This is a genomic window from [Clostridium] clostridioforme AGR2157, from assembly GCF_000424325.1.
GTDB lineage: Bacteria > Bacillota > Clostridia > Lachnospirales > Lachnospiraceae > Enterocloster > Enterocloster clostridioformis_A.
This window is the reverse complement of record NZ_AUJR01000005.1, coordinates 28600-54510: the sequence shown is the minus strand read 5'-3', so window position 1 is coordinate 54510 and position 25911 is coordinate 28600. Positions and strand designations below refer to the sequence as shown.

24 protein-coding genes and 3 pseudogenes are annotated in these 25911 nt (G+C 51.5%); 7 read left to right on the top strand and 20 right to left on the bottom strand.

Going from position 1 to position 25911, the window contains the following annotated elements; genetic code table 11:
• Window positions 1-54: 54 nt before the first annotated feature.
• From G614_RS0102395 to coaBC, 8 genes are all read right to left on the bottom strand, one after another.
• Window positions 55-1659: a peptide chain release factor 3 gene (locus G614_RS0102395; RefSeq protein ID WP_027640638.1), complete on the bottom strand. Its 1605-nt coding sequence runs from the start codon at window positions 1657-1659 to the stop codon at window positions 55-57.
• 192 nt (window positions 1660-1851) lie between these two features.
• Window positions 1852-2769 (bottom strand): D-ribose ABC transporter substrate-binding protein, encoded by a 918-nt coding sequence (locus G614_RS0102390; RefSeq protein WP_027640637.1) that lies wholly within the window; start codon window positions 2767-2769, stop codon window positions 1852-1854.
• Window positions 2770-2837: 68 nt separating this feature from the next.
• Window positions 2838-3779 carry an ABC transporter permease gene (locus G614_RS0102385; protein WP_027640636.1) on the bottom strand — a complete coding sequence of 314 codons (942 nt, stop codon included), beginning with the start codon at window positions 3777-3779 and terminating at the stop codon, window positions 2838-2840.
• Window positions 3779-5269: a sugar ABC transporter ATP-binding protein gene (locus tag G614_RS0102380; protein WP_027640635.1), complete on the bottom strand. Its 1491-nt coding sequence runs from the start codon at window positions 5267-5269 to the stop codon at window positions 3779-3781. Before G614_RS0102380 ends, G614_RS0102385 begins: the two co-directional genes overlap by 1 nt.
• A gap of 27 nt (window positions 5270-5296) precedes the next feature.
• Window positions 5297-5713 (bottom strand): D-ribose pyranase, encoded by a 417-nt coding sequence (gene rbsD / locus G614_RS0102375; protein WP_027640634.1) that lies wholly within the window; start codon window positions 5711-5713, stop codon window positions 5297-5299.
• Window positions 5714-5761: 48 nt separating this feature from the next.
• Window positions 5762-6655, bottom strand: coding sequence for a ribokinase (gene rbsK / locus G614_RS0102370; RefSeq protein WP_027640633.1), 894 nt, complete (start codon window positions 6653-6655; stop codon window positions 5762-5764).
• An 80-nt stretch (window positions 6656-6735) separates the two neighbouring features.
• Complete coding sequence (locus G614_RS0102365) at window positions 6736-7713, bottom strand: LacI family DNA-binding transcriptional regulator (RefSeq protein WP_027640632.1); 978 nt, start codon at window positions 7711-7713, stop codon at window positions 6736-6738.
• Window positions 7714-8023: 310 nt separating this feature from the next.
• Window positions 8024-9283 (bottom strand): bifunctional phosphopantothenoylcysteine decarboxylase/phosphopantothenate--cysteine ligase CoaBC, encoded by a 1260-nt coding sequence (coaBC, locus tag G614_RS26640; protein WP_044917353.1) that lies wholly within the window; start codon window positions 9281-9283, stop codon window positions 8024-8026.
• A 92-nt stretch (window positions 9284-9375) separates the two neighbouring features.
• On the opposite strand from coaBC, the gene G614_RS0102355 reads away from it, so the two are divergent.
• On the top strand, window positions 9376-10149 hold the full coding sequence (locus G614_RS0102355) for a type III pantothenate kinase (protein WP_027640631.1): 774 nt from the start codon (window positions 9376-9378) through the stop codon (window positions 10147-10149).
• A 60-nt stretch (window positions 10150-10209) separates the two neighbouring features.
• Here the strand turns inward: G614_RS0102355 and G614_RS26635 are convergent.
• Window positions 10210-11049 (bottom strand): annotated as a pseudogene (locus G614_RS26635) (xylosidase); the annotation flags it as partial.
• Here G614_RS26635 and G614_RS26630 point away from each other — a divergent pair.
• The 4 genes and pseudogenes from G614_RS26630 to G614_RS0102325 all read left to right on the top strand — a co-directional run.
• Window positions 11038-12183: pseudogene (locus G614_RS26630) on the top strand (sensor histidine kinase); the annotation flags it as partial. The pseudogenes G614_RS26635 and G614_RS26630 overlap by 12 nt on opposite strands.
• A gap of 29 nt (window positions 12184-12212) precedes the next feature.
• Window positions 12213-12359, top strand: coding sequence for a hypothetical protein (locus G614_RS31875; RefSeq protein ID WP_166430213.1), 147 nt, complete (start codon window positions 12213-12215; stop codon window positions 12357-12359).
• Window positions 12360-12689: 330 nt separating this feature from the next.
• Window positions 12690-13466 (top strand): RNA polymerase sporulation sigma factor SigG, encoded by a 777-nt coding sequence (gene sigG, locus G614_RS0102330; protein ID WP_027640629.1) that lies wholly within the window; start codon window positions 12690-12692, stop codon window positions 13464-13466.
• Between the two features lie 84 nt (window positions 13467-13550).
• Window positions 13551-14477: an NYN domain-containing protein gene (locus tag G614_RS0102325; RefSeq protein ID WP_027640628.1), complete on the top strand. Its 927-nt coding sequence runs from the start codon at window positions 13551-13553 to the stop codon at window positions 14475-14477.
• 168 nt (window positions 14478-14645) lie between these two features.
• Here G614_RS0102325 and sigE read toward each other — a convergent pair whose 3' ends face one another.
• From sigE to G614_RS0102280, 9 genes and pseudogenes are all read right to left on the bottom strand, one after another.
• Window positions 14646-15386 (bottom strand): RNA polymerase sporulation sigma factor SigE, encoded by a 741-nt coding sequence (gene sigE, locus G614_RS0102320; RefSeq protein ID WP_027640627.1) that lies wholly within the window; start codon window positions 15384-15386, stop codon window positions 14646-14648.
• A gap of 39 nt (window positions 15387-15425) precedes the next feature.
• On the bottom strand, window positions 15426-16262 hold the full coding sequence (locus G614_RS0102315) for a sigma-E processing peptidase SpoIIGA (protein WP_027640626.1): 837 nt from the start codon (window positions 16260-16262) through the stop codon (window positions 15426-15428).
• A gap of 230 nt (window positions 16263-16492) precedes the next feature.
• Window positions 16493-16801 (bottom strand): annotated as a pseudogene (locus G614_RS0102310) (transketolase C-terminal domain-containing protein); the annotation flags it as partial.
• A 58-nt stretch (window positions 16802-16859) separates the two neighbouring features.
• Window positions 16860-18425: a xylulokinase gene (locus tag G614_RS26625; protein WP_044917351.1), complete on the bottom strand. Its 1566-nt coding sequence runs from the start codon at window positions 18423-18425 to the stop codon at window positions 16860-16862.
• Window positions 18422-19087: a class II aldolase/adducin family protein gene (locus tag G614_RS0102300; RefSeq protein ID WP_027640624.1), complete on the bottom strand. Its 666-nt coding sequence runs from the start codon at window positions 19085-19087 to the stop codon at window positions 18422-18424. Before G614_RS0102300 ends, G614_RS26625 begins: the two co-directional genes overlap by 4 nt.
• Before the next feature lie 10 nt (window positions 19088-19097).
• The gene (locus G614_RS0102295) at window positions 19098-20387 is read right to left on the bottom strand and encodes a TRAP transporter large permease (RefSeq protein WP_027640623.1); all 1290 of its coding nucleotides are present in this window, start codon (window positions 20385-20387) and stop codon (window positions 19098-19100) included.
• Window positions 20387-20896 carry a TRAP transporter small permease gene (locus G614_RS0102290; protein WP_027640622.1) on the bottom strand — a complete coding sequence of 170 codons (510 nt, stop codon included), beginning with the start codon at window positions 20894-20896 and terminating at the stop codon, window positions 20387-20389. Before G614_RS0102290 ends, G614_RS0102295 begins: the two co-directional genes overlap by 1 nt.
• A gap of 79 nt (window positions 20897-20975) precedes the next feature.
• Window positions 20976-22139, bottom strand: a complete 1164-nt coding sequence (locus tag G614_RS0102285) for a DctP family TRAP transporter solute-binding subunit (protein WP_027640621.1) — start codon at window positions 22137-22139, stop codon at window positions 20976-20978.
• Between the two features lie 38 nt (window positions 22140-22177).
• A complete protein-coding gene (locus G614_RS0102280) occupies window positions 22178-22372 on the bottom strand; it encodes a hypothetical protein (RefSeq protein ID WP_027640620.1) in 195 nt (64 codons plus the stop codon).
• Between the two features lie 156 nt (window positions 22373-22528).
• On the opposite strand from G614_RS0102280, the gene G614_RS0102275 reads away from it, so the two are divergent.
• On the top strand, window positions 22529-22876 hold the full coding sequence (locus G614_RS0102275; RefSeq protein ID WP_027640619.1) for a helix-turn-helix domain-containing protein: 348 nt from the start codon (window positions 22529-22531) through the stop codon (window positions 22874-22876).
• Between the two features lie 147 nt (window positions 22877-23023).
• Window positions 23024-23362, top strand: a complete 339-nt coding sequence (locus G614_RS0102270; protein WP_027640618.1) for a helix-turn-helix domain-containing protein — start codon at window positions 23024-23026, stop codon at window positions 23360-23362.
• A gap of 143 nt (window positions 23363-23505) precedes the next feature.
• Here G614_RS0102270 and ftsZ read toward each other — a convergent pair whose 3' ends face one another.
• Window positions 23506-24819: a cell division protein FtsZ gene (gene ftsZ / locus G614_RS0102265; protein ID WP_027640617.1), complete on the bottom strand. Its 1314-nt coding sequence runs from the start codon at window positions 24817-24819 to the stop codon at window positions 23506-23508.
• A 357-nt stretch (window positions 24820-25176) separates the two neighbouring features.
• Window positions 25177-25908, bottom strand: coding sequence for a cell division protein FtsQ/DivIB (locus tag G614_RS0102260; RefSeq protein ID WP_027640616.1), 732 nt, complete (start codon window positions 25906-25908; stop codon window positions 25177-25179).
• Window positions 25909-25911 lie beyond the last annotated feature (3 nt).

Sequence of the window (25911 nt, the reverse complement as noted above, 5' to 3'; positions counted from 1 at the left end):
TATGAGCACTTAGGGACCGTAGTCTGGTCCCGTGGTCCTGTTTCTTACATGGTATTAGGCTCTTCCGAATTCTGAAAGCTTCAGTGCCGGATTGCGTTCCAATACCATACCCACGCTCCAGCTGTTGATAAACAGCAGCAGCGGATTGTCCTTTAAGTCCTTAATTCGTTTCATATCAGATGTACCCTGAATCCTGGCCACATCCACCTCGCCCGGATTCTCCACCCAGCGTATGTGCTCAAAGGGCAGCTTCTCCAGGGTGACCTCTACATTATATTCGTTCCGCAGACGGTAGATCAGCACTTCAAACTGCAGTACGCCCACCACGCCCACTATGATTTCCTCCATACCGGAATTAAACTCCTGGAATATCTGGATTGCACCCTCCTGAGCAATCTGGTTCACGCCCTTTATGAACTGTTTGCGCTTCATGGTATCCACCTGGCGCACTCTGGCAAAATGCTCCGGCGCAAAGGTAGGTATGCCCTCAAACTGAAACTTCTCATTGGAAGCGCACAGGGTATCGCCGATGGCGAAAATCCCCGGGTCGAATACGCCGATGATATCGCCGGCATATGCCTCATCCACAATTTTCCGGTCCTGAGCCATGAGCTGCTGGGGCTGGGTCAGGCGGATCTTCTTTCCTCCCTGCACATGGTTTACCTCCATGCCTGCCTCGAACTTGCCGGAGCAGATGCGCATGAAAGCAATTCTGTCCCTGTGGGCCTTATTCATGTTGGCCTGGATTTTAAACACAAAGGCAGAGAAGTCAGGGCGGAGCGGGTCTATCTCCCCGTCCAGGGTCTTCCTGGAAAGAGGCGGCGTGGTCATTTTAAGGAAATGCTCCAGAAAGGTTTCCACGCCAAAATTGGTCAGGGCCGATCCAAAGAACACCGGGGATAAATCCCCTATCCTGACACGCTCCATATCCAGCTCATCGCTGGCCCCGTCAAGGAGCTCGATATCATCCCTCAGCTGCTGGTGATAGTCCTGTCCGATTATGGAATCCACCTCCGCACAGTCCACGGCAAACTCCTGGCTGTCCACCTCCTTGGCGCCGCCCATGGCAGCCGTGAAGGTGGTTATCTTCTTTGAGAACCGGTCATATACGCCCTTAAAGCTCTTGCCGCATCCAATGGGCCAGTTCACAGGGCATGTGCGGATTCCCAGCACTTCTTCAATCTCGTCCAAAAGCTCGTAAGGATCCCTGGCCTCACGGTCAAACTTATTGATAAAGGTAAAGATGGGGATATGACGCATGACGCATACCTTAAACAGCTTGATGGTCTGCGCCTCCACTCCCTTTGAACCGTCGATGACCATGACCGCGGAGTCTGCCGCCATCAGGGTACGGTAAGTATCTTCTGAGAAATCCTGGTGTCCCGGTGTGTCCAGGATATTGATGCAGAATCCGCCGTAATTAAACTGCATGGCAGATGAGGTCACCGAGATGCCTCTCTCCTTCTCAATCTCCATCCAGTCGGACACAGCATGCTTGGCAGCCTTGCGCCCCTTGACGGTTCCGGCCAGGTTGATGGCGCCGCCGTACAGCAGGAATTTCTCTGTCAGCGTGGTCTTTCCGGCATCGGGGTGGGATATGATTGCAAATGTCCTCCGCTTTTTTATCTCTTCTGTCATCTGGTTGTCTGTCTGTGACAAGTTATTCGTCCTCCGTTTTCCATTGAGTAAAAGATGGACGTACTTTGGAAGTACGCCCAAAATCATCCAATTTTTATTCTATTATGATTGGAATCATTAGTCAAGGCCTTTGGCTTAAAACAGCTATGGACCCGCCAGCCCGGAAACTCCGGTTCTGGCGGGTCCATTTTTTCATCTGTCAATCCGTTTAAACTATTTAATCAGCTCCACTTCCACGGGTATGGATTTCTCAACAGTCTCCCCTGCCATGATTTTGACAGCGGTCTCGATGGCTGTCTCACCCATCTTATCCGGCTTCTGGGCAACCGTGGCCGCCATTTTACCGTCCTTCACCGCCTTCTGGGCATCGTCCGTGGCGTCAAATCCAACAATCTTTATGTCCTTTCCGGAAGCGGCAACTGCCTCCACTGCCCCAAGGGCCATCTCGTCATTGTGGGCAAACACACCTTTGATGGTGCCGTCGGACTGAAGTATGTTCTCCATGACCGTCATGCCCTCTGCACGGTTGAAATTAGCGGTCTGGCTGGCAGCCACCTGAAGGGATTTGTCTGCCACCTGGTGGAAGCCCTCGCCTCTGTCAATGGCGGCCGAGGCCCCTGGCACGCCCTGTAACTCAGCCACCTTGGCTCCCTCGCCCACAAGCTCCATGAGATACTCTGTTGCCATCCTGGCTCCTGCCACATTGTCTGAGGCAATCTGGCAGTCCACATCCACCCCGTTGACGCCGCGGTCCACTGCAATCACCTTGATTCCCTTGGACATGGCGCTCTTTACTGCCGGAGCAACCGCATCTGAATCCACCGGGTTTACAATCAGCACACCCACATTTCTGGACACCAAATCCTCAATGTCGCTGGTCTGCTTGGCAGCGTCGTCTCCCGCGTCCACGACCACCAGCTCCACGTTCTTTTCTGACGCGGCTTTCTTGGCGCCTTCTGTCAAGGTCACGAAAAATGGATTGTTCAGGGTGGATACGGAGAAACCAATCACGTTTCCGCTGCTTCCCTCCCTGACGTTTTCCTCCCCGTCAATGGTGATGGCGTTGCAGCCTCCCATTGTCATAAGCATTGTGCCTGTTACCATAAGAGCCAGTATTTTTTTAACCTTCACGGTCTTTCCCTCCCAAAATTCATATTCTTAAATTAATACCAGATTCATGTGCTCAATTTAACGTTTTTCTATCTCTTGCGGTCTGAGAGTACCGCAATCAGGATGACCAGACCCTTGATTACATCCTGATAGTAGGAAGATACGCCCAGGATGTTAAGGCCGTTGTTCAGCACCGCGATAATCAGTACGCCAATCAGGGTTCCGTAGATTTTTCCCCTGCCGCCGCTCATGCTGGTGCCTCCCAGGGCCACTGCGGCGATGGCGTCCAGCTCATAGCCGCTTCCCAGTGTAGGCTGCGCAGAGCCCAGTCTGGAGAGAAGAATCAGACCGGATAAGGCTGCCATGGTGCCGGATATGGCATAGGCGATGACTTTTGTCCTGTGTATGTTCACACCCGCCAGCTTGGCTGATTTCCAGTTGCTTCCGGTTGCGTAAATCCTGCGCCCGAAGGTGGTCTTATTTAACAGGAAGTAAAATAGCAGGAACAGGAGTATCAAAAGGATGACCGGAATCGGGACGCCGTAGAACTTTCCCTTTCCAACCACCTTCAGGATGAAGCTGTCTCCCAGGTTGGAGATTGGCTTTCCGTTGGTGTATATCATGGTCAGTCCGCGGTATACCGTCATGGTAATCAGTGTTGCGATAAAGGGCTGTAGACGTCCCTTGGTGACCATAACGCCGCTGATGACGCCCATGGCGCATCCAAGGACCAGTGCCAGAGTCATGGCCAGGCCAGCCGGAACCCCGGCCGTAATCATTCCGGCGCAGAGAGCCGTGCTGAGGGCCAGCACCGATCCCACGGATAAGTCAATGGCATCCGTCAGGATGACGAAGGTCATGCCGAAGGCAATGAGTCCGTTGATGGAAGACTGGCGCAGCAGGGACAGGAAATTGGCCCCGGTGCGGAAACTTGGGCTGGCAATGCTGATGCCTGCCACCAGCAGGATAAGGGCGATGAGCGCCCCGAAATCCTGGGCGTAATTGATGACTTTATTCTTATTTTCATTCATTATAAGGTACCTCCCGTAGCCAATGTCATTATCTTCTCCTGGTCAGCCTCACCCTGATTGATGATTCCCCTGACCATACCTTCGCGCACCACCATAATCCGGTCGCTCATTCCCAATACCTCCGGCAGCTCAGAGGACACCATGATGATGGCAACCCCCTTTTCGGCCAGCTGGTTTATGATGCTGTATATCTCCTTCTTGGCGCCGATGTCCACGCCTCTTGTAGGCTCATCCAGAATCAGTATTCTGGGTTCCGTGTAAATCCATTTTGCGAATACCACCTTTTGCTGGTTGCCGCCGCTTAAGTTCACGCACTCGTGTCCGGGCCCGAAACATCTGATATGCAGCTCCTCTATGGCCTTTGTGACCAGCCCATTTTCCTTCTCTCTGCTGATTACCACCTTGCCCTTGCCTGAGATACGCCCCAGATTGGTCAGGGACACATTTTTCTCAATGCTCTCCTCCAGCAGAAGTCCCTCTGTCTTGCGGTCCTCTGTTATGAATCCGATTCCATGCTCAATGGCCTGCAGTGGATTCTTAATCACCGCCTGTTTTCCGTCGATGAAAATGCTGCCCCTGTCATAGGACAGGTTTCCGAAAATAGCCTGCATGATTTCCGTGCGCCCCGCTCCCATCAGCCCGGATACTCCCAGGACCTCGCCGGCCTTTACGGAGAAATTCACATCGCGGAACATCCCCTCCTTTGTCAGGCCCTCCACCCGGAATACCTCGCTGCCGATGGCGCAGTCACGTTTTGGATACCGCTCGCCGATTTCACGGCCAATCATCATTTTGACGATTTCATTCATATTGGTTTCCGGTATCTTTTTTGTCCCTATGTAGGTGCCGTCCCTGAGAACGGAAATGCGGTCGCAAAGCTCAAAGATTTCCTCCATGCGGTGGGATATATAGACGATGGACACTCCCTTTTTCCTCAGGGACTGCATCACCTCGAAGAGCACCTCTGTCTCACTCTGGGTAAGGGCTGCCGTGGGCTCATCCATGATGATGACCTTTGCGTCCGCCATCAATGCCTTGCAGATTTCTATCATCTGCTGCTGTCCCACGGAGAGCTCAGACATCACCCTGTCCGTGGGGATGCTGACTCCCAGACGTTTTAGGGTTTCCTCTGCCTTTGCCCTCATGGCCTTCCGGTCACATATTCCAAATCCCTTTTTGATTTCCTTGCCCAGGAAAAGGTTTTCCTCCACCGTCAGGTCGAACAGTACGTTCAGCTCCTGCTGGATAAAGACAATGCCTGCCCTTTCCGCTTCCTGGGGACTTTTGTAGGTCACTTCTTTTCCGTCCACATTGACGGTGCCCCCGTCGCGGGTGTAGACGCCGGTCAGAATTTTCATCAGCGTGGACTTACCTGCGCCGTTTTCTCCCATCAGGGCGTGTACTTCTCCGTCGTCCAGCACAAAGCCCGCATCCCTTAGGACCTGGTTCTGCCCAAAGGATTTGTTGATTCCTTTCATTTCAATTTTCATGTTGTTTCCCTCCAGATAGATTCTGCTTTAAAAGATACAGCCGGACTGCAGGATGATGTTGGCATAGGGCGTTGTCTCTCCGGTCCGGATAACGGCCCTGCATTCCTTTGTCATCTCCTTAAAGCGGGTATGCGGGACAAATTCCAATTTTCCTGGTTTGAAACCGGTTTCAAAGCTGGTAAAAAGCTCCTGGATTTCCTCCAGGATTTGTGGATTCTGTTCTTTGATTTCCTCTGCCAGAACCACTGCTTCTATTTTCATATCGTTTGAAACCGCTTTCAAGACGTCCATAAACCGGGGATTTCCAAATGTCACAGCCAAATCAATTCGCTCTGTTCCCTCCGGTACGGGCAGTCCGCAGTCAGCGATTGCAATTCTGTCCGTATGCCCCATGGATGACAGTACCCTGGAAATATTGCTGTTGAGTATGCCGTGTCTCTTCATGTTTTGTTCCTCCGTCTTCTCTACGCCGAAAGCGCGTTTGTCAATGCCTTACATTTTCTCCTGATTCATGGCTTCCAATACCTGGCTATAGTCAGGCATTCCGCCCTGGGCTCCGAAGCGCTCAGTGGACAGGCTGGCTGCCGTGTTGGCAAACCGGAGCGCTTCCTCCATGGTGCTGCCCCCTGCAATCTGTACGGTAAATGCCCCGTTTAATGTGTCTCCTGCTCCTGTGGTATCCACCACATTGGCTTTCCTGGCAGGTACGGTAAGAATTTCTCCTGTTGGAAGGCATGTGGATACGCCTCTGGACCCCTGGGTAATCACCAGCTTGCCGGGATGTGCCTTAAGCATCTCCTCCACGGGCATATCCCCGAACAGGATGGCTGCCTCGTGTTCATTTGGCGTAAGATAATCCACCTTTGCCAGTACCTCCGGCTTCACCGGTCTGGCCGGTCCGGGATTCAGTACTACCTTCACCCCATTATCGTGGCAGATATCAATTACATACTCGATGGTATCCTGGGGAATCTCATGCTGCAGCAATACGATGTCACATGCCAGCAGTACATCCTTTATGCTGTCCACATATTCCCGGTCCACCCTGTCGTTGGCTCCTGCCACCACCACGATAGTGTTGTCGTGGTCCCCTACGGTGATGACTGCCAGGCCTGTGTTCACTCCTGGAGCCACTTTAATGTGGGTGGTTCCCACTCCCATGTCCTCCATGTTCCTTATGAGGCTTCTTCCGGCCTCATCGTCGCCCACACAGCCGAACATCTCCACATCCGCCCCCAGCTTTGCCATGGCTACGGCCTGATTGGCACCCTTTCCTCCGGGTATGTAGCGGATGTCCTCTCCTTTCAGCGTTTCCCCCTTTAAGGGAATCCTCTCGGCTGTCACTGTCATGTCCATGTTGATGCTGCCTACCACTGCTGTCTTCATAGTTCCTCCTTTTCTACTTTACATTTTATTTTATCCCTTTGATGCCTGGGAATGTCCTGGTACTGCGCTGCGGACATTCCCTAAAGAGTTGTGTCCCTTTTAATCAGCTTGACATCGAATACCTTATTCCTGTTAATCTGAGCTCCGGCAACGTATTCTGTCAGCATCCGAACCGCATCCTGCCCCATCTTTTTTATGGGCTGGGCAATGGTGGTAATCTCCGGCGTGAACAGGCTGCTTAGGGATATGTTGTCAAACCCGATTAACTGTATATCCTCCGGCACCCTTATGCCTTTCCTGTGAAGCTCCTTATAAACCGATATGGCCACCATGTCGTTAGCCGCTATGATTCCATCCGTATCCGGATACTTCTCCAGCAGCCGCGCTGCCATCTCGGTTCCCGATTCAAAACTGTAATTTCCCTCTATGCAGGCAGGCTCGATTCCCCGCTCCCTGCACACATCCAGATATCCCTGGTGGCGCTTTCTGGCACTGGACAGATGAAGGGGACCGCTCATCTGAACGATATGCCTGCAGCCGCATTCCAAAAGATGCTCCATGGACATCCGCCCGCCCTGGTAATGGTTGGACTGTATACAGGCAATTTCCTTGCCCCCCTCAATCTGCCGGTCAATCATCACTACCGGAATCCGGCAGTTTCCGACTTCCTTATGTATCTCATCCATGTTAGTCATCAGGATGACTCCGTCTGCATTCATCCGCTCCAGCAGGCTTAAGTTCCGCTTCTCCTTTTCCAAATCATCGTTGGAGTTGCAGAGCGTCAGGCGGTATCCTCTGCGGTCACATTCTTCTTCCACAGCCCCAGCCAGCTCATTAAAAAACGGATTGATGATGTTTGGCACCAGTATGCCTATGATTTTGGATGAACGCTTGTAAAGGGACCTGGCCACCTCATTCGGTTTGAAACCGGTTTCTGATATGGCCCGTTCCACCTTCTGTCTCTTCTCATCATCCACCCTGGCCGTACCGTTCATTACCCTGGATACGGTTGAGGGGGATACGCCTGCCAGTTTTGCCACATCACGTATGCTCGTCATAAGCCCACCATCCTGCCTGTCTGCGGATTATATTCCTTCCGACTCTTCCGCTCTTTGTGCGATTTATTCTTGAAACCCGTTTCAATCATGTATTAATTATACATTCTGACAGTTTCAAAGTCAATATTCAGATTTTTATTTCGCCATTTTAGTCTATACTCACAATATAAGCAGGGTATTTACCGTGAATTCCACGTTTTTTTAGATACATTTCACAACAACTTTGTTAAGACATTATCAGTCCATGGAACAGAAAAGGACCGAACCCCGTTTCATACAGGATTCAATCCTCATCATCTGTCTGTACCGCTTATTCTGTTATTTGGGTCCCATGGGTCTCTGTCGCCCCATCCCGTGGATTTATCCCACAATCCTGTCCCTTTGTCCGTTTCAGAATCTCAGTCAGCAGGCGGTCGGCCACCTCTTCCTTGGACATGATGGGAAGTTCTGTCTCGCTTTCCCTGGTGATGAGCGTCACCACATTGGTATCCGTACCGAATCCCGCGCCTTCCACTTTCAGGTTGTTGGCTACAATCATGTCAATATGCTTTCTTTCCAGCTTGGCCCTGGAATTCTCCAGCATATTCCGGGTCTCCATGGAAAAACCGCAGAGGAACTGTCCGTCCCTCCGGTTCTGCCCCAGCCACCCCAGGATGTCGTCGGTCCGCTCCAGGGCAATGGATAAATCACCGTCCGATTTCTTGATTTTTTCTGTTCCCACCGTGGCAGGCCGGTAATCCGCCACCGCTGCTGCCTTGACAATGATGTCCTGCTCCCCGCTCCTTGCGGTAACCGCCTCAAACATTTCCCTGGCGCTCTCCACCGGAACCGTCTCCACAAACAGGGGGCGGGCCAGGTCCACCGGGCCGCTTACCAGGGTAACATCAGCACCCCTGCAGGCCGCCACCCTGGCAATGGCGTACCCCATCTTGCCCGTGGAATGGTTTGTGATGTAGCGCACCGGGTCAATGGGCTCCCTGGTGGGCCCGGCTGTCACAAGAATCCGTCTGCCTGCCAGGTCCCCAGGATAGCCGGCCTCCCGCAGTATATATTCGTACAATACCTCCGGCTCCGGCATCTTTCCGGCCCCGGTGTCCCCGCAGGCCAGGTAGCCCCAGGCCGGAGTTATGACTTCCATGCCATAGCGCCTGCAAATATCAAGGTTGTCCTGTAAAATTGGATTCTCGTACATATTGGTGTTCATGGCCGGCGCCAGTATTTTTTTGCACCTGCACGCCATGACCGTGGTGGTCAGCATATCATCTGCAATGCCGTGGGCAATCTTACCGATGACATTTGCCGATGCAGGAGCAATCATGACCACGTCCGCCTGTTTTGCCAGGGCCACATGCTCCACGCTGAATTCAAAATTTCTGTCAAATGTATCCACCAGGCATTTGTTGCCTGTCAGGCTCTCAAAGGTTATGGGATTAATGAAGTGAGTGGCGTTCTCCGTCATCAGGACATGGACCTTCACGCCCTTTTTAACCAGCATGCTGGCCAGGCTGGCTGTCTTATAAGCTGCAATGCTTCCTGTTACTCCAAGAAGGACTGTCTTTCCTTTTAACATATGATTCCTCCGGTTGTCTTTCCTCTTTTTCTATGTTACAATCCATGTTAAAGTATAACATACATCCTATATGATTGAAAGGAGTTCCCCCAATGATTTTAGCAATCGACATGGGCAATACCAATACTGTCATCGGCGGCATAGACGAGACAAAAACATATTTCATAGAGCGGGTCACCACGGACCAGGGACGCACGGATACAGAGTACGCGGTGAGCTTTAAGAATATCCTGGAGATGCATCAGATTGATATTGCAAGCATAGAAGGAGCCATTCTCTCTTCCGTGGTTCCCCCTGTTAATTCCACCATCCTGAACGCCGTGGAAAAGGTGACGGGAATCCGTCCTCTGCTGGTGGGCTCCGGCATGAAAACCGGCATGAATATCATCATGGACAACCCCAAGACCGTTGGAAGCGACCAGATTGTGGACGCGGTGGCAGCCAGCCACGAACATCCCCTTCCCCTGGTGGTCATAGATATGGGTACGGCCACCACTCTGTGTACCGTGGATAAAAAAGGAAATTATATCGGCGGTGTCATCCTTCCCGGCCTCAAGGTCTCCCTTAACTCACTAAGCAGCAAGACGGCCCAGCTGCCCTACATCAGCCTGGAGGTTCCCAGCCATGTCATTGGGAAGAATACCATTGACTGTATGCGCTCCGGCATCATTTACGGCAACGCGGACATGATAGACGGGATTCTGGACCGCATGGAAAAGGAGCTGGGAGAGCCTCCCACCATCATCGCCACAGGCGGACTGGCTAAGTTCATCACGCCCCTGTGCCGCCATAAGATACTGGTGGACGATGCGCTGCTCCTTAAAGGACTGTTGATTTTATATCGGAAGAATACGGAAGTTCATTAGAACATGTTCCGGCATCCTCATCATAAACAAAGGCTGTCTTACGCAGACAGCCTCGTTTTTTTAATTTATTTCCACATACTCATAATCACAATACCCCTCAGACTCCCGGTTTTCCCGTGAGCAGGACCACAGGCAGAGTTTTGCACCGGTCCATGTGGCACGTTTCAGGGGAAATGAATATTCTATCCGGGTAAAGTTCCTGCCGTCAGGAGAATACGAAAAACCGTACGTCTTATCTTCCTCCAGCGTCAGCCTGAACCAGGCCTGTTCCCCCTCTGCTTCCTGTGAAAAGACCAGTTTCTCACTTGCCTCCCCCTCAAACATGGGTTCCGTGACCGTTCCCCTGTAACATCTTACCTGGATTCCCTTTCCCGTTTGGTACAAACCTGCGTATCCGTAATCATGGCCCACCATGCCGATTCCGCCAAAATCACCGTCCTCCCTGCCTGAAAGAGACAGCTTCACGGTCATAGCCAGCTTTAGTTTCTGCGGAATCTGGGTCAGCACATTTGGCGCATACCAGAGCAGATTTTCCCTGCCCGGATTCCGGTAACAATACAGCCGCAGGTATCCCGGATTTTTCTCCAGGGAATAAAATCCTGCATTTGGATTAGCCTGCCACTGCCACTGGAGCCCCAGTGTCTTCTCCGCAAAATCATCGGACTGACGGATGGTGTATTCCGGCATTTCTCCTGCCGGGCTTCCTCCTGCCGGCATGGACCACTCCTCCACCGGCTCTCCAATGCCGTCCCCATTCTGGTCCTGTCCAATGAACGGCCAGTTATCCAGAAAACACATGGGCTGGAGGTGGATGATTCTTCCCAGCTCCACCACATCCTGGAAATGGACGAACCAGTGCCTCCCATCGGGCGATGTTACCCAGCCCCCCTGGTGCGGGCCGACAAGGATCTGCTGGTCAGCCGTCTGGAGCAGTCGCCGGACGACGCCTGCCGCGGGTGGGTGGACTTAAGCCGCGGAAAATACTATGTGAGAATCATCCCGGCTGACTGCGGGACTTATATCGCAGCCTGCATCAGCCACTCCAACTACTATCAGGCCCTTTACACCCTGCTCCTGCAGTTTCTAATGGTCCTGGCCGCAGTGATTTCCACCTCCCTGTGGATTGCCTATAACATCACCAAAAAGAATTTTCAGCAGATTGATTATTTTGTGGAGGTGTTCTCGGATGCGGAGCGGGGCGTATTTAACCCGGAAAAGCCCGCGTTCATCAAGGATGAATACGATATAATCCTCAATAACATCGTCCAGCTCTTTCTGAACCAGACCTTCCTGCGCAGCCAGCTCGCCCTGAAGGAGCAGGAACAGAAGCTGGCTGAGATGACGGCCCTGCAGCTGCAGATTAATCCCCATTTTCTGTTCAATACCCTGCAGACCCTGGATTTCAAAGCCATGGAATATACCCATAAGCCCACTGCGGTAAACCAGATGATTGAGGCACTGTCCGATATCCTTAAATATTCCCTCCAGAATCCCAACTCCATGGTGACCTTAAAGGATGAAATCGATTATCTGAAAAAATATGACAGCATTCAGCGGTACCGCTATGAGGATAAGTATATCCTCTACTATGAATACGAAAAGGAGCTGGAGAGCGTCCCCATCATGCGCCTGATTCTCCAGCCCCTGATTGAAAACAGCCTGTACCACGGCATTAAGCCCCTGGACGGATCAGGCTTCATCAAGCTGCGCATTGTGAGAAGGAGCGGACAGCTGATTTTTTCCGTCATTGACTCGGGAGTGGGAATGGAAAAAACAGATATAAAAAAATTGTATGAAAAGATAGCCAATCCGGGCAGCGAGAATATCGGGCTTACCAATGTAAACAGCCGCCTAATCATGCGCTGCGGGGAAGGAGCCGGACTTAAGATACTCAGCAAGAAGGGAATGGGCACCTGCATCTCATTTCGCATACCTGGAGAAGGCAGGTAGTGTTCCGTCCGGCGTAAATACGAGGATACGCACCATACCCCCAAATCACCAGTCATATTTCAGGACATGCCGAATAAAATATAATATCACCCCTGAAAGGAGCATTTACATATATGACGATCTATCCAATCTGTACCACCATGATGAAATACAGGCTATTCCAGACCCTGGCGGAAGCCTATTACAGATACCGAGTGAAAAAACCATGTTTCATCATGCAGCAGAATGACCGGTGGACCCTTGTGACCGTGGATAGATGACTTCATATGGCCCGCATGGGAAATTATGACCATAAACAGAAAAGGACGCTGTCCTATAGCGTCCTTACGCAATTCTGTTACAATTGTTAGAATTCTGCTGTCTTCTTCCATTAACATATTTTATCTACTATCTATTGTTCTGAAGTATATATGCAGGTATAAATTCTTTGGCCGTTCCACACAAACCAGAAAAAAATGGAAATCTTTTTATCCCCACAGACCGTATAAAACATCTGGAATCCGTACATCATTTCGTTATAGCAGATTCATCCAGTACAGCCCTGTATTTTTCATTTCAGGGCGTATGGCATTATAACGGAGGTAAGGATTATGTCGGGCTACAAAGTTGAGATATGCGGAGTCAATACCGCCAAACTGCCTTTACTGAGCAATGAAGAGAAGGAGGAACTGTTTCAAAGAATACTGGACGGGGACATGGAGGCCAGGGAGCAGTACATCAAAGGGAACCTGCGCCTGGTACTCAGCGTAATCCAGCGCTTTTCAAACAGCCAGGAAAACATCGACGACCTGTTCCAGATTGGATGCATCGGCCTAATCAAGGCCATCGACAATTTTGACATCACGCAGAATGTCAAATTTTCCACTTATGCAGTGCCTATGATACTGGGAGAAGTGCGCAGATATCTGAGGGACAATAATTCCATCCGGGTCAGCCGTTCCCTGAGGGATACTGCCTATAAGGCCCTCTATGCCAGGGAGCAGCTTACCAAAACCAATTCCAAGGAACCCACCCTCATGGAAATCGCACAGGAAATAGGTGTTTCAAAGGAAGACATCACCTATGCGCTGGACGCCATACAGACCCCTGTCAGCCTGTATGAGCCGGTTTATACGGACGGCGGTGACCCTCTTTTTGTGATGGACCAAATCAGTGACAAAAAGAATCTGGAGGAAAACTGGGTGGAGGATTTATCTCTGGTGGAGGCCATGAAACGGCTGCCGGAGCGGGAGCGCCATATCATCGACATGCGTTTCTTTGAGGGAAAAACCCAGACCGAGGTTGCCCAGGAAATCCATATCAGTCAAGCCCAGGTAAGCCGCCTTGAAAAAAATGCGCTGAAAAGTATGAAGTCCTATTTAAGCTGACTCTTGAAGCCTTTCAGCAGATGTGTTAAACTATTCATGTTAGTGCTTGTTTGAAACATATGCCAACAGAAAGTGAACATATCTATGGAACAAAATGAACGCAGATTTGCAGTATTGATTGATGCAGACAATGTCTCCCCCAAGTATATCAAGTACATTTTGGACGAAGTGTCGGATGTGGGAATCGCCACCTACAAACGTATTTACGGCGACTGGACAGATAACGAAAAGCGCAGCTGGAAAAATGTGCTTCTGGACTGGTCCGTAAATCCCATCCAGCAGTACAGCTACACCACAGGAAAGAACGCCACCGATTCGGCCATGATTATCGATGCAATGGACATCCTCTACTCCGGTAATGTAGATGGGTTCTGCCTGGTATCCAGCGATTCGGACTTTACCAAGCTGGCCCAGCGCCTGAGGGAGGCGGGGATGTTTGTCATGGGAATCGGGGAGCAGAAGACCCCAAAACCCTTCCGCGCAGCCTGCGATACGTTTAAATTGCTGGAAATCATATCCTCTGACGATACGCCGGAGACATCGGTCATCGAGAATCAGAAGACCATTACCAACATCGATGAAATCCAGAAAGCCATCACTAAGCTCCTCATTGAAAATAACAGCCAGAACCAGCCCATCATCCTTGCAAAGGTGGGAAACTTCCTTACGAAGCGCTTTTCAGACTTTGATGTCAGGAACTACGGCTACTCCAAACTCTCCACCTTTTTGGAGAGCCTGAACAACAACGACTTCCAGGTGGTCAAGCTCCACGGCGGTTATTTTGTCCAGGAAAAGAGCGCCAGCATCTCCAAGACTGAGATTGAAAAGGAAATCATCCGCATCATCAAGGGATATAACGGTCATGTGGATAATCTGAGCATCATACACGATGAGCTGAAAAAGACATACCCTTCCTTTGATGTGAAGCAGTATGGTTTCAGCCGCATCTCCAGCTTTATCCGCAGCTTCGGTACATTCCGCATCAAGGATAACATGGTTCAGCTCAAATAACACAAACAACGCCCGGAAAGGGACATCCAGCCTGTGGATGCGGCCTTTTTCGGGCGTTTCTTTACCTGTGATACGGCTCCCACACTCCCTGGTCATTGACCCAGTACCTCCGGTTAGGCAAGCCTTCCGACAGCAAAAAAGCCAGCTCTTTGCGCTGACTTTCCATGCTTATTCAAATCTGACGATTTCTTTTTTAAGCCGTTTCATGATTTTCTTCTCCAGTCTGGATATATAGGACTGGGAGATTCCCAGCAGGTCGGCCACTTCCTTCTGGGTCATTTCCTCCCCGTCCTCGTTTGTAAGGCCGTACCGCAGCTCCACGATTTTGCGTTCCCTGGGATTTAGGCGGCTGATGGCGTTGTTGAGCAGGCTTTTTTCTATCTCATCCTCGATATCGTGGTAAATCACATCCTCATCCGTTCCAAGAATATCCGACAGCAGGAGTTCATTTCCATCCCAATCCACATTCAGAGGCTCATCTATGGACACTTCCAGACGTGTCTTATTATTCCGCCTGAGATACATGAGAATCTCATTCTCAATGCATCTGGAAGCATAGGTTGCCAGCTTGATGTTCTTATCCGGCTTAAAGGTATTGATGGCTTTGATGAGACCGATGGTGCCGATGGAAATTAAATCCTCCACCCCCACGCTGGTGTTGTCGAATTTCTTCGCTATGTAGACTACCAGTCTCAGGTTGTGCTCAATCAGGGCAGCCCTGGCCTCCTTGTCGTCCTCGCCTCCCAAAAGACTAATCATCCGGCTCTCCTCCTCCGCTTCCAGAGGGGCAGGCAGTATATCAGCGCCTCCTATATAATGTACCTCCCCCTGCTTAGGCATCAGTACGGTCCTGAAGCTGGGGATGGTCTTTAACTGGAAACGGTTTGGTATGGATACTTTTATAATCATGGAAATGTCCTCCTGTACGTTGTGTGTTATTCAAGTTCCTTAGTCGCTTTTCTGTATCAGGATTTGATACTCCCCTGAGGGAGAAAGCTCCTGCTTCGTAATGGCAATGAGTGGCTTCTCAAGGCTGTACCTGCCGCCCTCCTGCTCTATCTCCATCCGGTCAATGAACACGGCCGGCAGAATTCCGCGGCTGGTTCCCACGGACTGGTACGGCACATAGACCACACCCTTTACCGACGGACACAGCTGCTTCATGAGACCGGCTGCCGCCACATGGACCGGCTGGCTGCTCACAGGCTCCCTCAGCCGGTTGCCCGTGTCAATAAGCCCTGTGACTGTCTCCTTCTTTTCGCCGTAAATCATGGTAACCCTGCATAAATCCTTCCTGTGGGCCATGGTACGGATTAATTCCTTTATTCCCCCTGAAAATCCATAGCAGGCTGCGGCTGCCCCTGCAATCATTAAAATCCAGACCATGACAGGAATCCCTCTTCCATGTCCTGACTCCGCCAAAAGCCATGCGTAATACCCTGCCCTGGTGTGCTCATAGAGCACCAGCATCACACCTCCCAGAACCACGGATACAAGGTAAATACCTGCCACGGATTTAATTACCTCTTTAGGGCTCTTCAGATGATAAGCGGCTACAGCCATCAGGCTGCTCACCGCCACATACGTTCCCAATATCTCCACTGCGGCCGGAAGACCGGGGACCAGGCTCACCACACAGGACCATATACCGCCGATGACAGCTCCGGCCAGAATACGCCGCTTTGTGGTCCTGTATGATAAAACCCTGTTTAAGATGGTCAGAACCATCATGTCCATAATGGTATTGACCGCGAATACCACATCTATGTATACTGTATAAACCACTCAGTCCGGCCTCACCTCCCTGGCAAACTTTCTGAAAGCCATTATAGCGGTTTCAAAGCGCGGATGTTGTCGAAATAACCGATTACAAGTACAATATTTATCGACAGAATTCGAGTCCCATACTAAATATGGTGTTTTTGTCCGCAAAAAGCCGGAAAGCCGCCGCCACACCCATATCCGGTATGACGGCAGCTTTCCGGCTGCCTGCGTCTCTATTTACATGTCCTTTTTCATGGTTTATTTACCACGTTCTGAGGCGTACCTGCCATACTTTTAAGCAGTCTGCGCGTCTCATTGTCCTGCTTACGCCTCATCACGGCCCTACATCTTCGCGCAATGGATTCCGGTCCATATCCGTACTTTTCCATCAGCTGTCCGTAATCTCCGGACTCCGCAAAATCCACTGCGCCCATCCGTTCCATGAGAACCGGACAGTGCTCTGCCAGCACCTCCGCCACCGCGCTGCCCAGGCCGCCGTATATGCTGTGTTCCTCCACCGTCACGATGGCTCCTGTCTGTTCCGCGCATTCCACCCTTAAGCCTGGCTCCCAGCGCCATTCCCAGCCTTGCGGATAATCCCAGGCCCCACTGAATCCGCTATGGCCACGTCGGGCGTGGCTGCCTGATAACATAATTTAATTGCTCTCCCCCTCCCGCAAATACAGGCTTTAAAGCCTGGTACAGTTCCCGGTAAACCCGGTACTGTCTGTCATATACAGAAGCCCGGACATCATCGGGCCAAAACACCTCACCGTCCGCTGCCAGCACCTTTCCAAAGTCCGGCGCAATCTCATGGATTCCCATTGCCTGGGCAGCGATGATGATATCGCCCAGGGTCTCTGTCTCATTAGACCGGAGCCGGGCCACAGGCAGCCCCAGCACATCGGCAAATATCCGGCACCACAGAGGGCTGTTGGCCGCGCCGCCTCCAAGGGGTATGATATCCGGCCTGGCAGCCTGGTCCAGGACCACCTCCAGACAGTGGCGCTGTGAAAATGCCACGCCCTCCAGGACAGCCCTTATGAATGATGGGTAATCCGTCTCCAGCCCTGCCCCATAGAACACGCCCCTGGCCTGTGTATCCCAGACAGGGCTCTGCTCCCCGGCCAGATAGGGAAGCCATATAAGGCCTCCCGCCCCTGCCGGGGCAGCGGCCGCCAGGCGGTCCAGATATGGGTATATACCGCACCCGGCTGCCTGGGCTTCCCTTGCAGCCTCCCCTCCGAATGTGTCCCTGAACCAGCGCAGAGACACGCAGGCATTGTTGGTGGACTGGACAATGATATACTGTCCGTCATAAGCCCCGCATATGTTCAGCAGCCTTGGGTCCTCCATAGGCTGTCCCGCAATGCTGCACAGCCTTCCGCTGCTTCCTATGGTCAGGGCGAAATCCCCCTCCGCCACGGCGCCTGCCCCTATGGTGGCCGCTACCGTGTCAATGGTGCCGCCTGTAACCGGCGTTCCTGCCGCCAGTCCTGTCATGGAGGCCGCCCATTCCGTCACAGTGCCCACGATTTCAGCGGAACCGCAGGGACTTGGCAGCAGCCGGGCCGGCAGGCCTGTCTGTTCTGCAATCTCTGTATCCCATTGGCCCGTGCGGATATCCGCCATAAGGGTCAGGCTCATGCGCGGCCGGTTCATGGTAAACTCTCCTGTGAGCGTTTGAATCACATAGCCGCAGGGTACCATCAGCTTATACGCACCCTTTATCAAATCCGGCCGGTTCTCAACCAGCCACCGCAGGGCCGGTAGGCAGAAGGAGCCGTTGGCAATGCGGTTTGCGGCCAGAGCGCGAATCCGCTCCTCCCCGATATTTTCCTTCAGCCATTCCGCCTGGGGACCGCTTCTCTGGTCGTGGAGGCTGATGGCATTGCACACAGGCTGCCCCTGCCGGTCCACCAGGACCACTGCGTTGGTGCTGCTGGTCCCCACCGCTGCAATCCTGTTTTTATCTATGTTCTGGCTTTGAAATATGGTCTGCAGGTTGCGGCACACCGCATCCCACCACCGGGAAGGGTCCTGTTCGGTCCATCCGGGCCGCGGATGGATCATGGGATATTCCCGGTAGGCAGAAGCCGCCCGTTTCCCGCGAAAATCATATACCGAGCATTTTGTTCCGGTGGTGCCTATGTCTATTCCCAATAACAGGTCCTTATCCCTCATACCTTTCCTCCGGTCTGAAATAGCGTCTCTGTCTGTTCTGCGTCAAGCGGAATCCCCTGGTCCCCCACAAGTATGGCAAGATGGGCATTCTCCTCAATCTCCTCCGCGAGAGCCAGCGCTGCCTCCGGGCTTTTGCCCGCAGCCACCATGCCGTGATTTGCCAGCAGAAGGCTGTCCCGGCTGCAAATCACCCTGGAGACAGCCTCAGCCAGTTCCCTGCTTCCCGGACGGTAATAGGGAACCACGGGTATCCTTCCCACGCGCATGGCGTATCCCGGAGTGTAGGCAGGCATCCCCATGGCCGGACCTCTGTCTCCCTGTCTGCGGCAGGCAGCTGCAATGGAATAGGGGGAATGCAGATGAAACAGGCACAGGATGTCCGGACGGCTCCTGTAGCATGCCAGATGCATCCCGGCTTCCTTGGACGGCCGCCGGCTGCCGGCATCCGGTTCACCTATGGACGGCGGAAAACCATCCGCCTCCAGCATAATCATATCCTCCGCCGTCAAGTCCCCCAGGCAGATTCCGCTTGGAGATATGTACACCTGTCTCTGAATCCGTATGCTCACATTGCCGCCGCTGCCTGCGGCAAATCCTTTCATGTACGCCCTGCGGGCTGCCTTTACCACACGTTCCAGCATATCCTTTTTATCCATGTCCATATGGTTCTCCTTACTTTAAGATGGCCGGCAGAAGCTCCGTGATTCCCGGCACCGCAAAGGTGAGAAGGGCGCAGGCCGTCACTGTCAGAATGACCCACAGGGTATCCGGAAATGCCTCGTCATACTTTACATTCAACACCCTGCACGACGTAAACAGGTTAACAGAAAGGGGCGGGGTCAGGGAGCCTACCATCAGCGCCATCAGCATGGAAACCCCATAGTGGATCACTCCCATTCCAAGGGTCTGGGCAATGGGCAGAAGAATGGGCGTCACCAGAATAATGATGCACATGGTCTCCATGAAGGTTCCCAGCAGCAAAAGAAGCAGGAATATGAATGCCATGATAAAAAACTTACTGGATGTGATGGACAGCAGCCAGCCGGCAAACAGGGTGGGCACATTCTGTATGGACATAATCCACCCAAAAGGCGTGGCAGCCGAGATAATCAGCATGATGACGCCTGTGGTGACAACACTTTCCGCCGCCACCTTATAGAACTCCCGCAAAGTCAGCTCACGGTACACGAACACTGCCAGAATGAAGGAATAGATTGCAGCCACCACCGATGCCTCTGTCGCGGTGCAGATACCTGAAAACACACCTCCCAGCACGAAAATAGGCATTAAAAGCGGAAGCAGGGCATCACCTGTAATCTTGAGCCTCTCCTTTGCCGTATAATCCGTTTTCTCAACGCTCTCCTTGTTTCCCCTTTTAACGGCGAAAAATGTATTGAGTCCGATAAGGGCAATGATACAGATAAATCCCGGTACAAAACCGGCCAGGAACATATCTCCCACCGATGCCCCGGAGGAGGACGCATAGACCACCATTACGATGCTTGGCGGAATGATGCAGGCCATGGTTCCTCCGGCCGCAATCAGTCCCACGGTCAGCCCCCTTGGATATTTCTGCTCCAGCATTTCAGGACCTATGATTTTGCCGATGGCCGCAGCGCTTGCCACGCCGGACCCTGAGACAGCGCCGAAGAATCCGCAGGCCGCAAGTGCCGTGGCCCCCAGCCCGCCCGGCATTTTCCGCAGCATCATATTGGCAAACCTCATGAGGCGGGGCGTACTGCCGTATACCATCAGGGAACCGGCAAAGATAAACATAGGCATTGCCATCATATTAAATGATTTGGCGCCGCTGGCCATGCGCTGGACAACGATGTCCAGAGGCGGGTAGCCATTGACTGTCAGCAGTGCCATACAGCTGATTCCGATGGAAAAAGCCACAGGCAATCCAATCAGCAGACAGATTCCCAACACAACAAACAAAACAATCAATCCAGTATTCATTATCGACTCAGCTCCTCCTCCACATAATCCATGTTTCTTCCCCTGAACTTCTCCACATCAATCCAGAGACGCAGCATATAAAAAACAATCATCAGCACACAGCCGCTCAGCACGCCCACATAGTTGACGGCAAGGGGTATCTTCATGGCCGCGGAAAGGGCATGGAGATTGGTGCCCACCAGCTTGGCTGCATAGCGGCAGATTACCAGAAGAAATGCAATGCAGATACAGTCATCCAGAATCTCAAAACCGCGGTACACTGGTCCGGGAAGCTTGCGGATAAAAAAGTCAATCCGCGTGTTGCTGTTATTGATAGTGGCCATGGCTGCGCCGAAATATGTAATGTAGACCATGGCCATACCAGCCAGCTCCTCCACCCATGTAAACGAAGTTCCAAACACATACCGGTTCACCACCTGTATTCCTATGATGATGGTCAGGGTACATACCGTGATGCAGCCCAGGATACGCAGAAGGAATTTTACCTTGTCAATTAGTTTCAGGACCATTTCTTACCCTCCTCTTTTTCATACCATTCTGTGGCAAGACCAGGGCATGGCCGGAGCCATACCCCGGTACTGCGGATACCTACTTATTAAAGGAAGTAGCAAGGTCTATCCAATACTGTCCGTCCTCGTACTGGGAAGCAAACTCCTCCCAGATGCCTGACATGGCCTCCTGGAACGTTTCCTTATCCACCTCATTGATTTCCATACCTGCCTCTTTTAGTAATTCCAGGTATTTTGACTCATCATTTTCCTGCAGGTCCACTTTCCTTGCATTGTCAGCTTCCTCAAACAGTATGGCCTGGTATTCTTCCGGAAGGGTTTCAAACCATGCTGTATTGACTGCCAGAGGGGCAGCATCATACATATGGCCGGTCAGGGACAAATAGGTCTGTACATCCTGGAGGGATGAGGTGTAGATGTTTGCCAGAGGATTTTCCTGGCCGTCAATGGTCTTGTTCTGAAGGCCTGTATACACATCGGAAAACGCCATGATGACAGCCGAGCCTCCAACCGCCTCATACATCTTGACCTTCATGCTGTTTTCATTGGTGCGGAACTTGATGCCCGCAATATCGCCAGGGGCCAGGATAGGCCTGGTGTTGTTGGTCATGTGGCGGTAGCCGGATTCCCACACAGACAGGATGGTCACGCCTGTTGGCTCCAGAAGCTTTTCGCAGAACTCCTGGCCGAACTCACCGGCCCAGGCATCCCTGGCATTGTCCAGGGATGTGAACAGGAACGGCAGAAGGGCCACGTTCACTTCCGAATTATAGGGCTCCCAGTTGGCTGCGCCCATCTGCATCATCCCCTCTACCGTACCGGATGTGACCTGTTCCAAAAGGTCGGCCTCACCACCCAGGGCTGAATCCGTGTATATGTTTACAGCCAGGCTGCCTCCGGTCCTCTCCTCCACTGCCTTCTTAAAGCTCCGCAGGGCAACGCTGGATGGGTTGGTGGAGCTCATGGCAGAGCCGATATTCAGCGTATAGCCGGCCTTGCCTCCCTGTGTGCCCTGGTCCTTTGTTCCCCGGCCCTGTGCGCCCTGGCCCTGTGCGCCCTGCTCTTGTGCGCCCTTGGCCCCGGCATCAGTGCCTGTGTTTTCCGTCTTGGAATCCGCTGCTGCCTCCCCCTGGGCCGAAGCCACGGCAGCTGATGAAGCCGGGGCAGAAGAACCGCCTGAGCAGGCCGTAAGCCCCCATGTCATGGTCAGCGCCAGAAACAGTGATACAAGTCTTTTTTTCATACGTTTATCTCTCCTTTTTCATTACATAGTTTTATGATTCATGCAGAATGCTTGTCCGGCGGCATGCGCGGCTGGTCCGCAGCATTGTGCCGCATCATACAGTTTCGCGTAAGCACCATTCCCCTGGCAAGTATAAGCAGCAGGTTCTGGCTTTCCACCGGAAGCTCCTTTGCGTTGTCAATGATTTCCTTTAATACCCTATTCTGCAGTTTTTCTTCCTTTTGCATTGTCAATGTTATCCCTCCTTTCTTTTTGCTCTATTAATGAATTATAGCAGATAAAGAATTCACTGTCAATGAAACGTACTATATTTTTCCTGTACCTGCTCCGCCAAAAAATCATTGACAATGAATTTTGCTCATTGTATACTGATTGCGGGGGTGATAAAAATGAATACATTGGGAGAACGACTCAACTATGCGCGGAAACAAAAGGGATATACCCAGGATTCCCTTGCCCGGACCATCGGCGTATCCAGAGGTGTCATCTTCAACCTGGAAAAGAACAAGACAGAACCGCAGGCCATTGTCATTAATGCAGTCTGCAAGGTACTGAAAATTAATAAAGAATGGCTCACCGACGGCACAGGAGACATGGAATCCGGAAACCAGGCCTTTCAAAGCGCAAAGCTGCTGGAAGAGCTCTATGACATTGCCAAGGAACTGTCGGAGGATGAGCAGCTATTCCTTTTGGACACAGTCAAAGCGCTGAAACTGCGTCTGGGCAAGCGGCAGTAGGCTGCCATCCTTTGGCGTATTGTTATTTATATTGGCATATCGCCAATATATATTTATAATATCAGCGAATTGCCACTATGTCAATGTATTTTCTCAATAAATTGACGATACGCCAATCGGAAGGCGGCCCGGAAATGAGGTGTGATAATGGGATTTTCCGAACAACTGAAAATAGCCAGAATTGCAATGGGTTACACGCAGCAGCAGGTAGCGGACGCCTTAGGCCTGACAGCCAGTACCTACTGCGGATACGAAACAGGCAAACGCCAGCCGGATGTGGCTAAACTGAAGCAGCTGGCCCGGATTCTGAACACCACCGGCAGCTTCCTTCTGGAGACAGAGCCCGTCCATGACACATGCTTGGCAGACCAGAAGGCTGGTCATGAACTCATGGCCTCCTATGGTAAGCTCAGCGAGCGGTCAAAAAAGACAGTGGATGATTTGGTGGCCCTGCTGCTGGATTTGCAGGAAAAGAGCGGAGAATAAAAAAAAATGAATCTATGATGAATGTTGGAACGTACTTTAACAGATACCGTCCCGGCATTCTTTTTTATTGGGGCAAACCCATAACCGCAAAAAAACCGGCTGTCTCATGACAGCCGGAACGGATAATCGAATATGGTTAGAGCTTATCTCTTATTCTTCAGGAAATCCGGAATATTAATCTGCATCTCCTTATTGGTAGCCGGTCTGAAAGGCTGGCTTGACGCAGGTGCGGGATTCTGGTTGGAATTCTGGCTGCTGCCTGCGGAATATCCCTGGTTGGGGTTATACTTAGGCGCTGTGTATCCCTGGCCGCCTCCGGCCGGATTATAGCCGTGGGTTGTATATCCCTGGGATGCCGGTCTGCTGGTGTAAGGTGCAGACGCGGTTGCCGCTGCCTCAGGCGCTGCCGCATGTGCCTGCTGTCCGGCCGGCGCTCCTGATGCCGGTATCTTTGTCTTAAAACTGGTAAAACCGGTCATGGCCTTTGCCACGGAAGCATTGGCTCCATGCTCGTCCAAACCAGTGGCAATGACAGTGATGGTAGCCTCATCCTGAGCGTTCTCATCAAACATGGCGCCAAAGATGATGTTTGCTTCATCGCCGGCCAGTTCCTGAACGTAGCTGGCAGCCTCATTGGCCTCGATCAGGCTGATATCACCGGAAATATTGATGATGACATGGCTTGCGCCTTCAATGGTAGTTTCTAACAGAGGACTGGATACTGCCTGCTTAACCGCCTCAATGGCCTTATCGTCGCCCTTGGCCTTGCCGATACCGATATGTGCGATGCCCTTGTCAATCATGACAGTCTGGACATCAGCAAAATCCAGGTTAATCAGACCTGGAACATTAATCAAATCCGTAATACCCTGAACAGCCTGCTGAAGCACCTCATCCGCTTTCTTAAGGGCATCCGGCATGGTGGTACGCCTGTCCACAATTTCAAGAAGCCTGTCATTGGGAATCACAATCAGGGTATCGACACTGTTCTTCAGCTGCTCGATACCGGACAGGGCATTGCTCATACGTGTCTTGGCCTCGAAACGGAAGGGCTTTGTCACCACGCCTACGGTAAGAATCCCCATATCCTTTGCGATCTTAGCTACCACAGGAGCTGCTCCGGTTCCGGTTCCGCCGCCCATACCGCAGGTAACGAACACCATATCAGCGCCCTTTAATGCCTGTGAAATCTCTTCTGAACTCTCCTCAGCAGCCTTCTCTCCCACCTCAGGCCTGGCGCCTGCTCCCAGTCCCTTGGTCAGCTTCTCTCCAATCTGCATGGCAGTGGGGGCTTTACAAAACTGAAGGGCCTGTTTATCAGTGTTAATGCCAATAAACTCCACCCCTGCAATGTTTTCGTCAATCATGCGGTTAACTGCATTGTTTCCTGCGCCGCCCACACCTACTACTATAATCCTGGCGGCATTCTCTGACTCATTTATCTTAATCTCTAACAAGATCCATATCCTCCTTTTATTCCCTTACTACCATTTCAAGCCATGCTTTCATTCTATCATCAATATCAATTTCTCATCGATTTCTGGTCTAACTAATACTATATTTGATTTCACAAAAAATATCAACACCTTTTTTTACATTTCCTAATATTTTTAAAAACACTCATTGACATTGTACCAAATTCCAGCTTACTTTACAACACCTGATTCATACCACTATTTTCTAAGACGTAAATAACTGCCTTAAAAAGGAAACCGTTAACCGGGAGTTTATTTTTTGACTTTCTTCCTTAATTAATAGCAGCCTAACAGCGGCTGTCTGTCTTCCAGTATATGTTTAATGCCGGAAGAAGCAAATCAATTCTTTTTAAATGTAATCCCCGCCCCGCTGTTGGATTCCGAATAGTTGTCCAGTTTCATAGTCCCGCTGATTTCCGTAAGCTGAGGCTGGGCCTTAAGGATATCGTTGAGCGTGGATATCTTTCCGTCAATATCCGTGTGATCTCCCATGGTAACCTCCATCTTTCCGATGAACAGGGTGGCCTGCCCATGGGAATCATACTGTATGCGGTCCACGGCAATATCATAGACTGACAGCTGCTGTGTCAGGTTCAGTATCTCCTCAAAAATGTTCTTATCATCCACCGGAAGGGGACGGTGCAGTACAATTCTGCCGAATTCCATGCCTGTAATCCACGGGACGCCGGGCAGCCGGCTTCCCGAACTTTCCACCACAATGCCGTCCTTGTCAAAATACATGAAGCTGCTCATGTAGGACACATATCCCACGATGCTCTTCTCATATATGATCACCTCCACGTTAAACGGATTGTGGAACACGATTTTATAATCCTCCACAAAGGGAATCTGGATGTGGGGACGGAACCTGTCCGAAAAATAAGCGTGGGCTGAATTCTTCCCCCACCTGCCGGTGAACAGAAGGTTTTCCACCTGTTTGGCAGAATACCTGTCGCTTCCAGTCACCGTCACATGCTGAATCTGCACAGACAAAAGCAGGATTGCCAGAAGCAGCACCACTGCCACGGCAATACCTGCCCCTATATGATGTTTACTACCATAATTTCTCATTAC

Excerpts from the sequence above, each read along its gene's own strand:
- G614_RS0102385 (WP_027640636.1), bottom strand. The coding sequence starts at position 3,779 with ATGAATGAAAATAAGAATAAAGTCATCAATTACGCCCAGGATTTCGGG.
- G614_RS0102380 (WP_027640635.1), bottom strand. The coding sequence starts at position 5,269 with ATGAAAATTGAAATGAAAGGAATCAACAAATCCTTTGGGCAGAACCAG.
- rbsD (WP_027640634.1), bottom strand. The coding sequence starts at position 5,713 with ATGAAGAGACACGGCATACTCAACAGCAATATTTCCAGGGTACTGTCA.
- rbsK (WP_027640633.1), bottom strand. The coding sequence starts at position 6,655 with ATGAAGACAGCAGTGGTAGGCAGCATCAACATGGACATGACAGTGACA.
- G614_RS0102365 (WP_027640632.1), bottom strand. The coding sequence starts at position 7,713 with ATGACGAGCATACGTGATGTGGCAAAACTGGCAGGCGTATCCCCCTCA.
- coaBC (WP_044917353.1), bottom strand. The coding sequence starts at position 9,283 with ATGTTAAAAGGAAAGACAGTCCTTCTTGGAGTAACAGGAAGCATTGCA.
- G614_RS0102355 (WP_027640631.1), top strand. The coding sequence starts at position 9,376 with ATGATTTTAGCAATCGACATGGGCAATACCAATACTGTCATCGGCGGC.
- G614_RS31875 (WP_166430213.1), top strand. The coding sequence starts at position 12,213 with ATGACGATCTATCCAATCTGTACCACCATGATGAAATACAGGCTATTC.
- sigG (WP_027640629.1), top strand. The coding sequence starts at position 12,690 with ATGTCGGGCTACAAAGTTGAGATATGCGGAGTCAATACCGCCAAACTG.
- G614_RS0102325 (WP_027640628.1), top strand. The coding sequence starts at position 13,551 with ATGGAACAAAATGAACGCAGATTTGCAGTATTGATTGATGCAGACAAT.
- sigE (WP_027640627.1), bottom strand. The coding sequence starts at position 15,386 with ATGATTATAAAAGTATCCATACCAAACCGTTTCCAGTTAAAGACCATC.
- G614_RS26625 (WP_044917351.1), bottom strand. The coding sequence starts at position 18,425 with ATGAGGGATAAGGACCTGTTATTGGGAATAGACATAGGCACCACCGGA.
- G614_RS0102300 (WP_027640624.1), bottom strand. The coding sequence starts at position 19,087 with ATGGACATGGATAAAAAGGATATGCTGGAACGTGTGGTAAAGGCAGCC.
- G614_RS0102295 (WP_027640623.1), bottom strand. The coding sequence starts at position 20,387 with ATGAATACTGGATTGATTGTTTTGTTTGTTGTGTTGGGAATCTGTCTG.
- G614_RS0102290 (WP_027640622.1), bottom strand. The coding sequence starts at position 20,896 with ATGGTCCTGAAACTAATTGACAAGGTAAAATTCCTTCTGCGTATCCTG.
- G614_RS0102285 (WP_027640621.1), bottom strand. The coding sequence starts at position 22,139 with ATGAAAAAAAGACTTGTATCACTGTTTCTGGCGCTGACCATGACATGG.
- G614_RS0102275 (WP_027640619.1), top strand. The coding sequence starts at position 22,529 with ATGAATACATTGGGAGAACGACTCAACTATGCGCGGAAACAAAAGGGA.
- G614_RS0102270 (WP_027640618.1), top strand. The coding sequence starts at position 23,024 with ATGGGATTTTCCGAACAACTGAAAATAGCCAGAATTGCAATGGGTTAC.
- G614_RS0102260 (WP_027640616.1), bottom strand. The coding sequence starts at position 25,908 with ATGAGAAATTATGGTAGTAAACATCATATAGGGGCAGGTATTGCCGTG.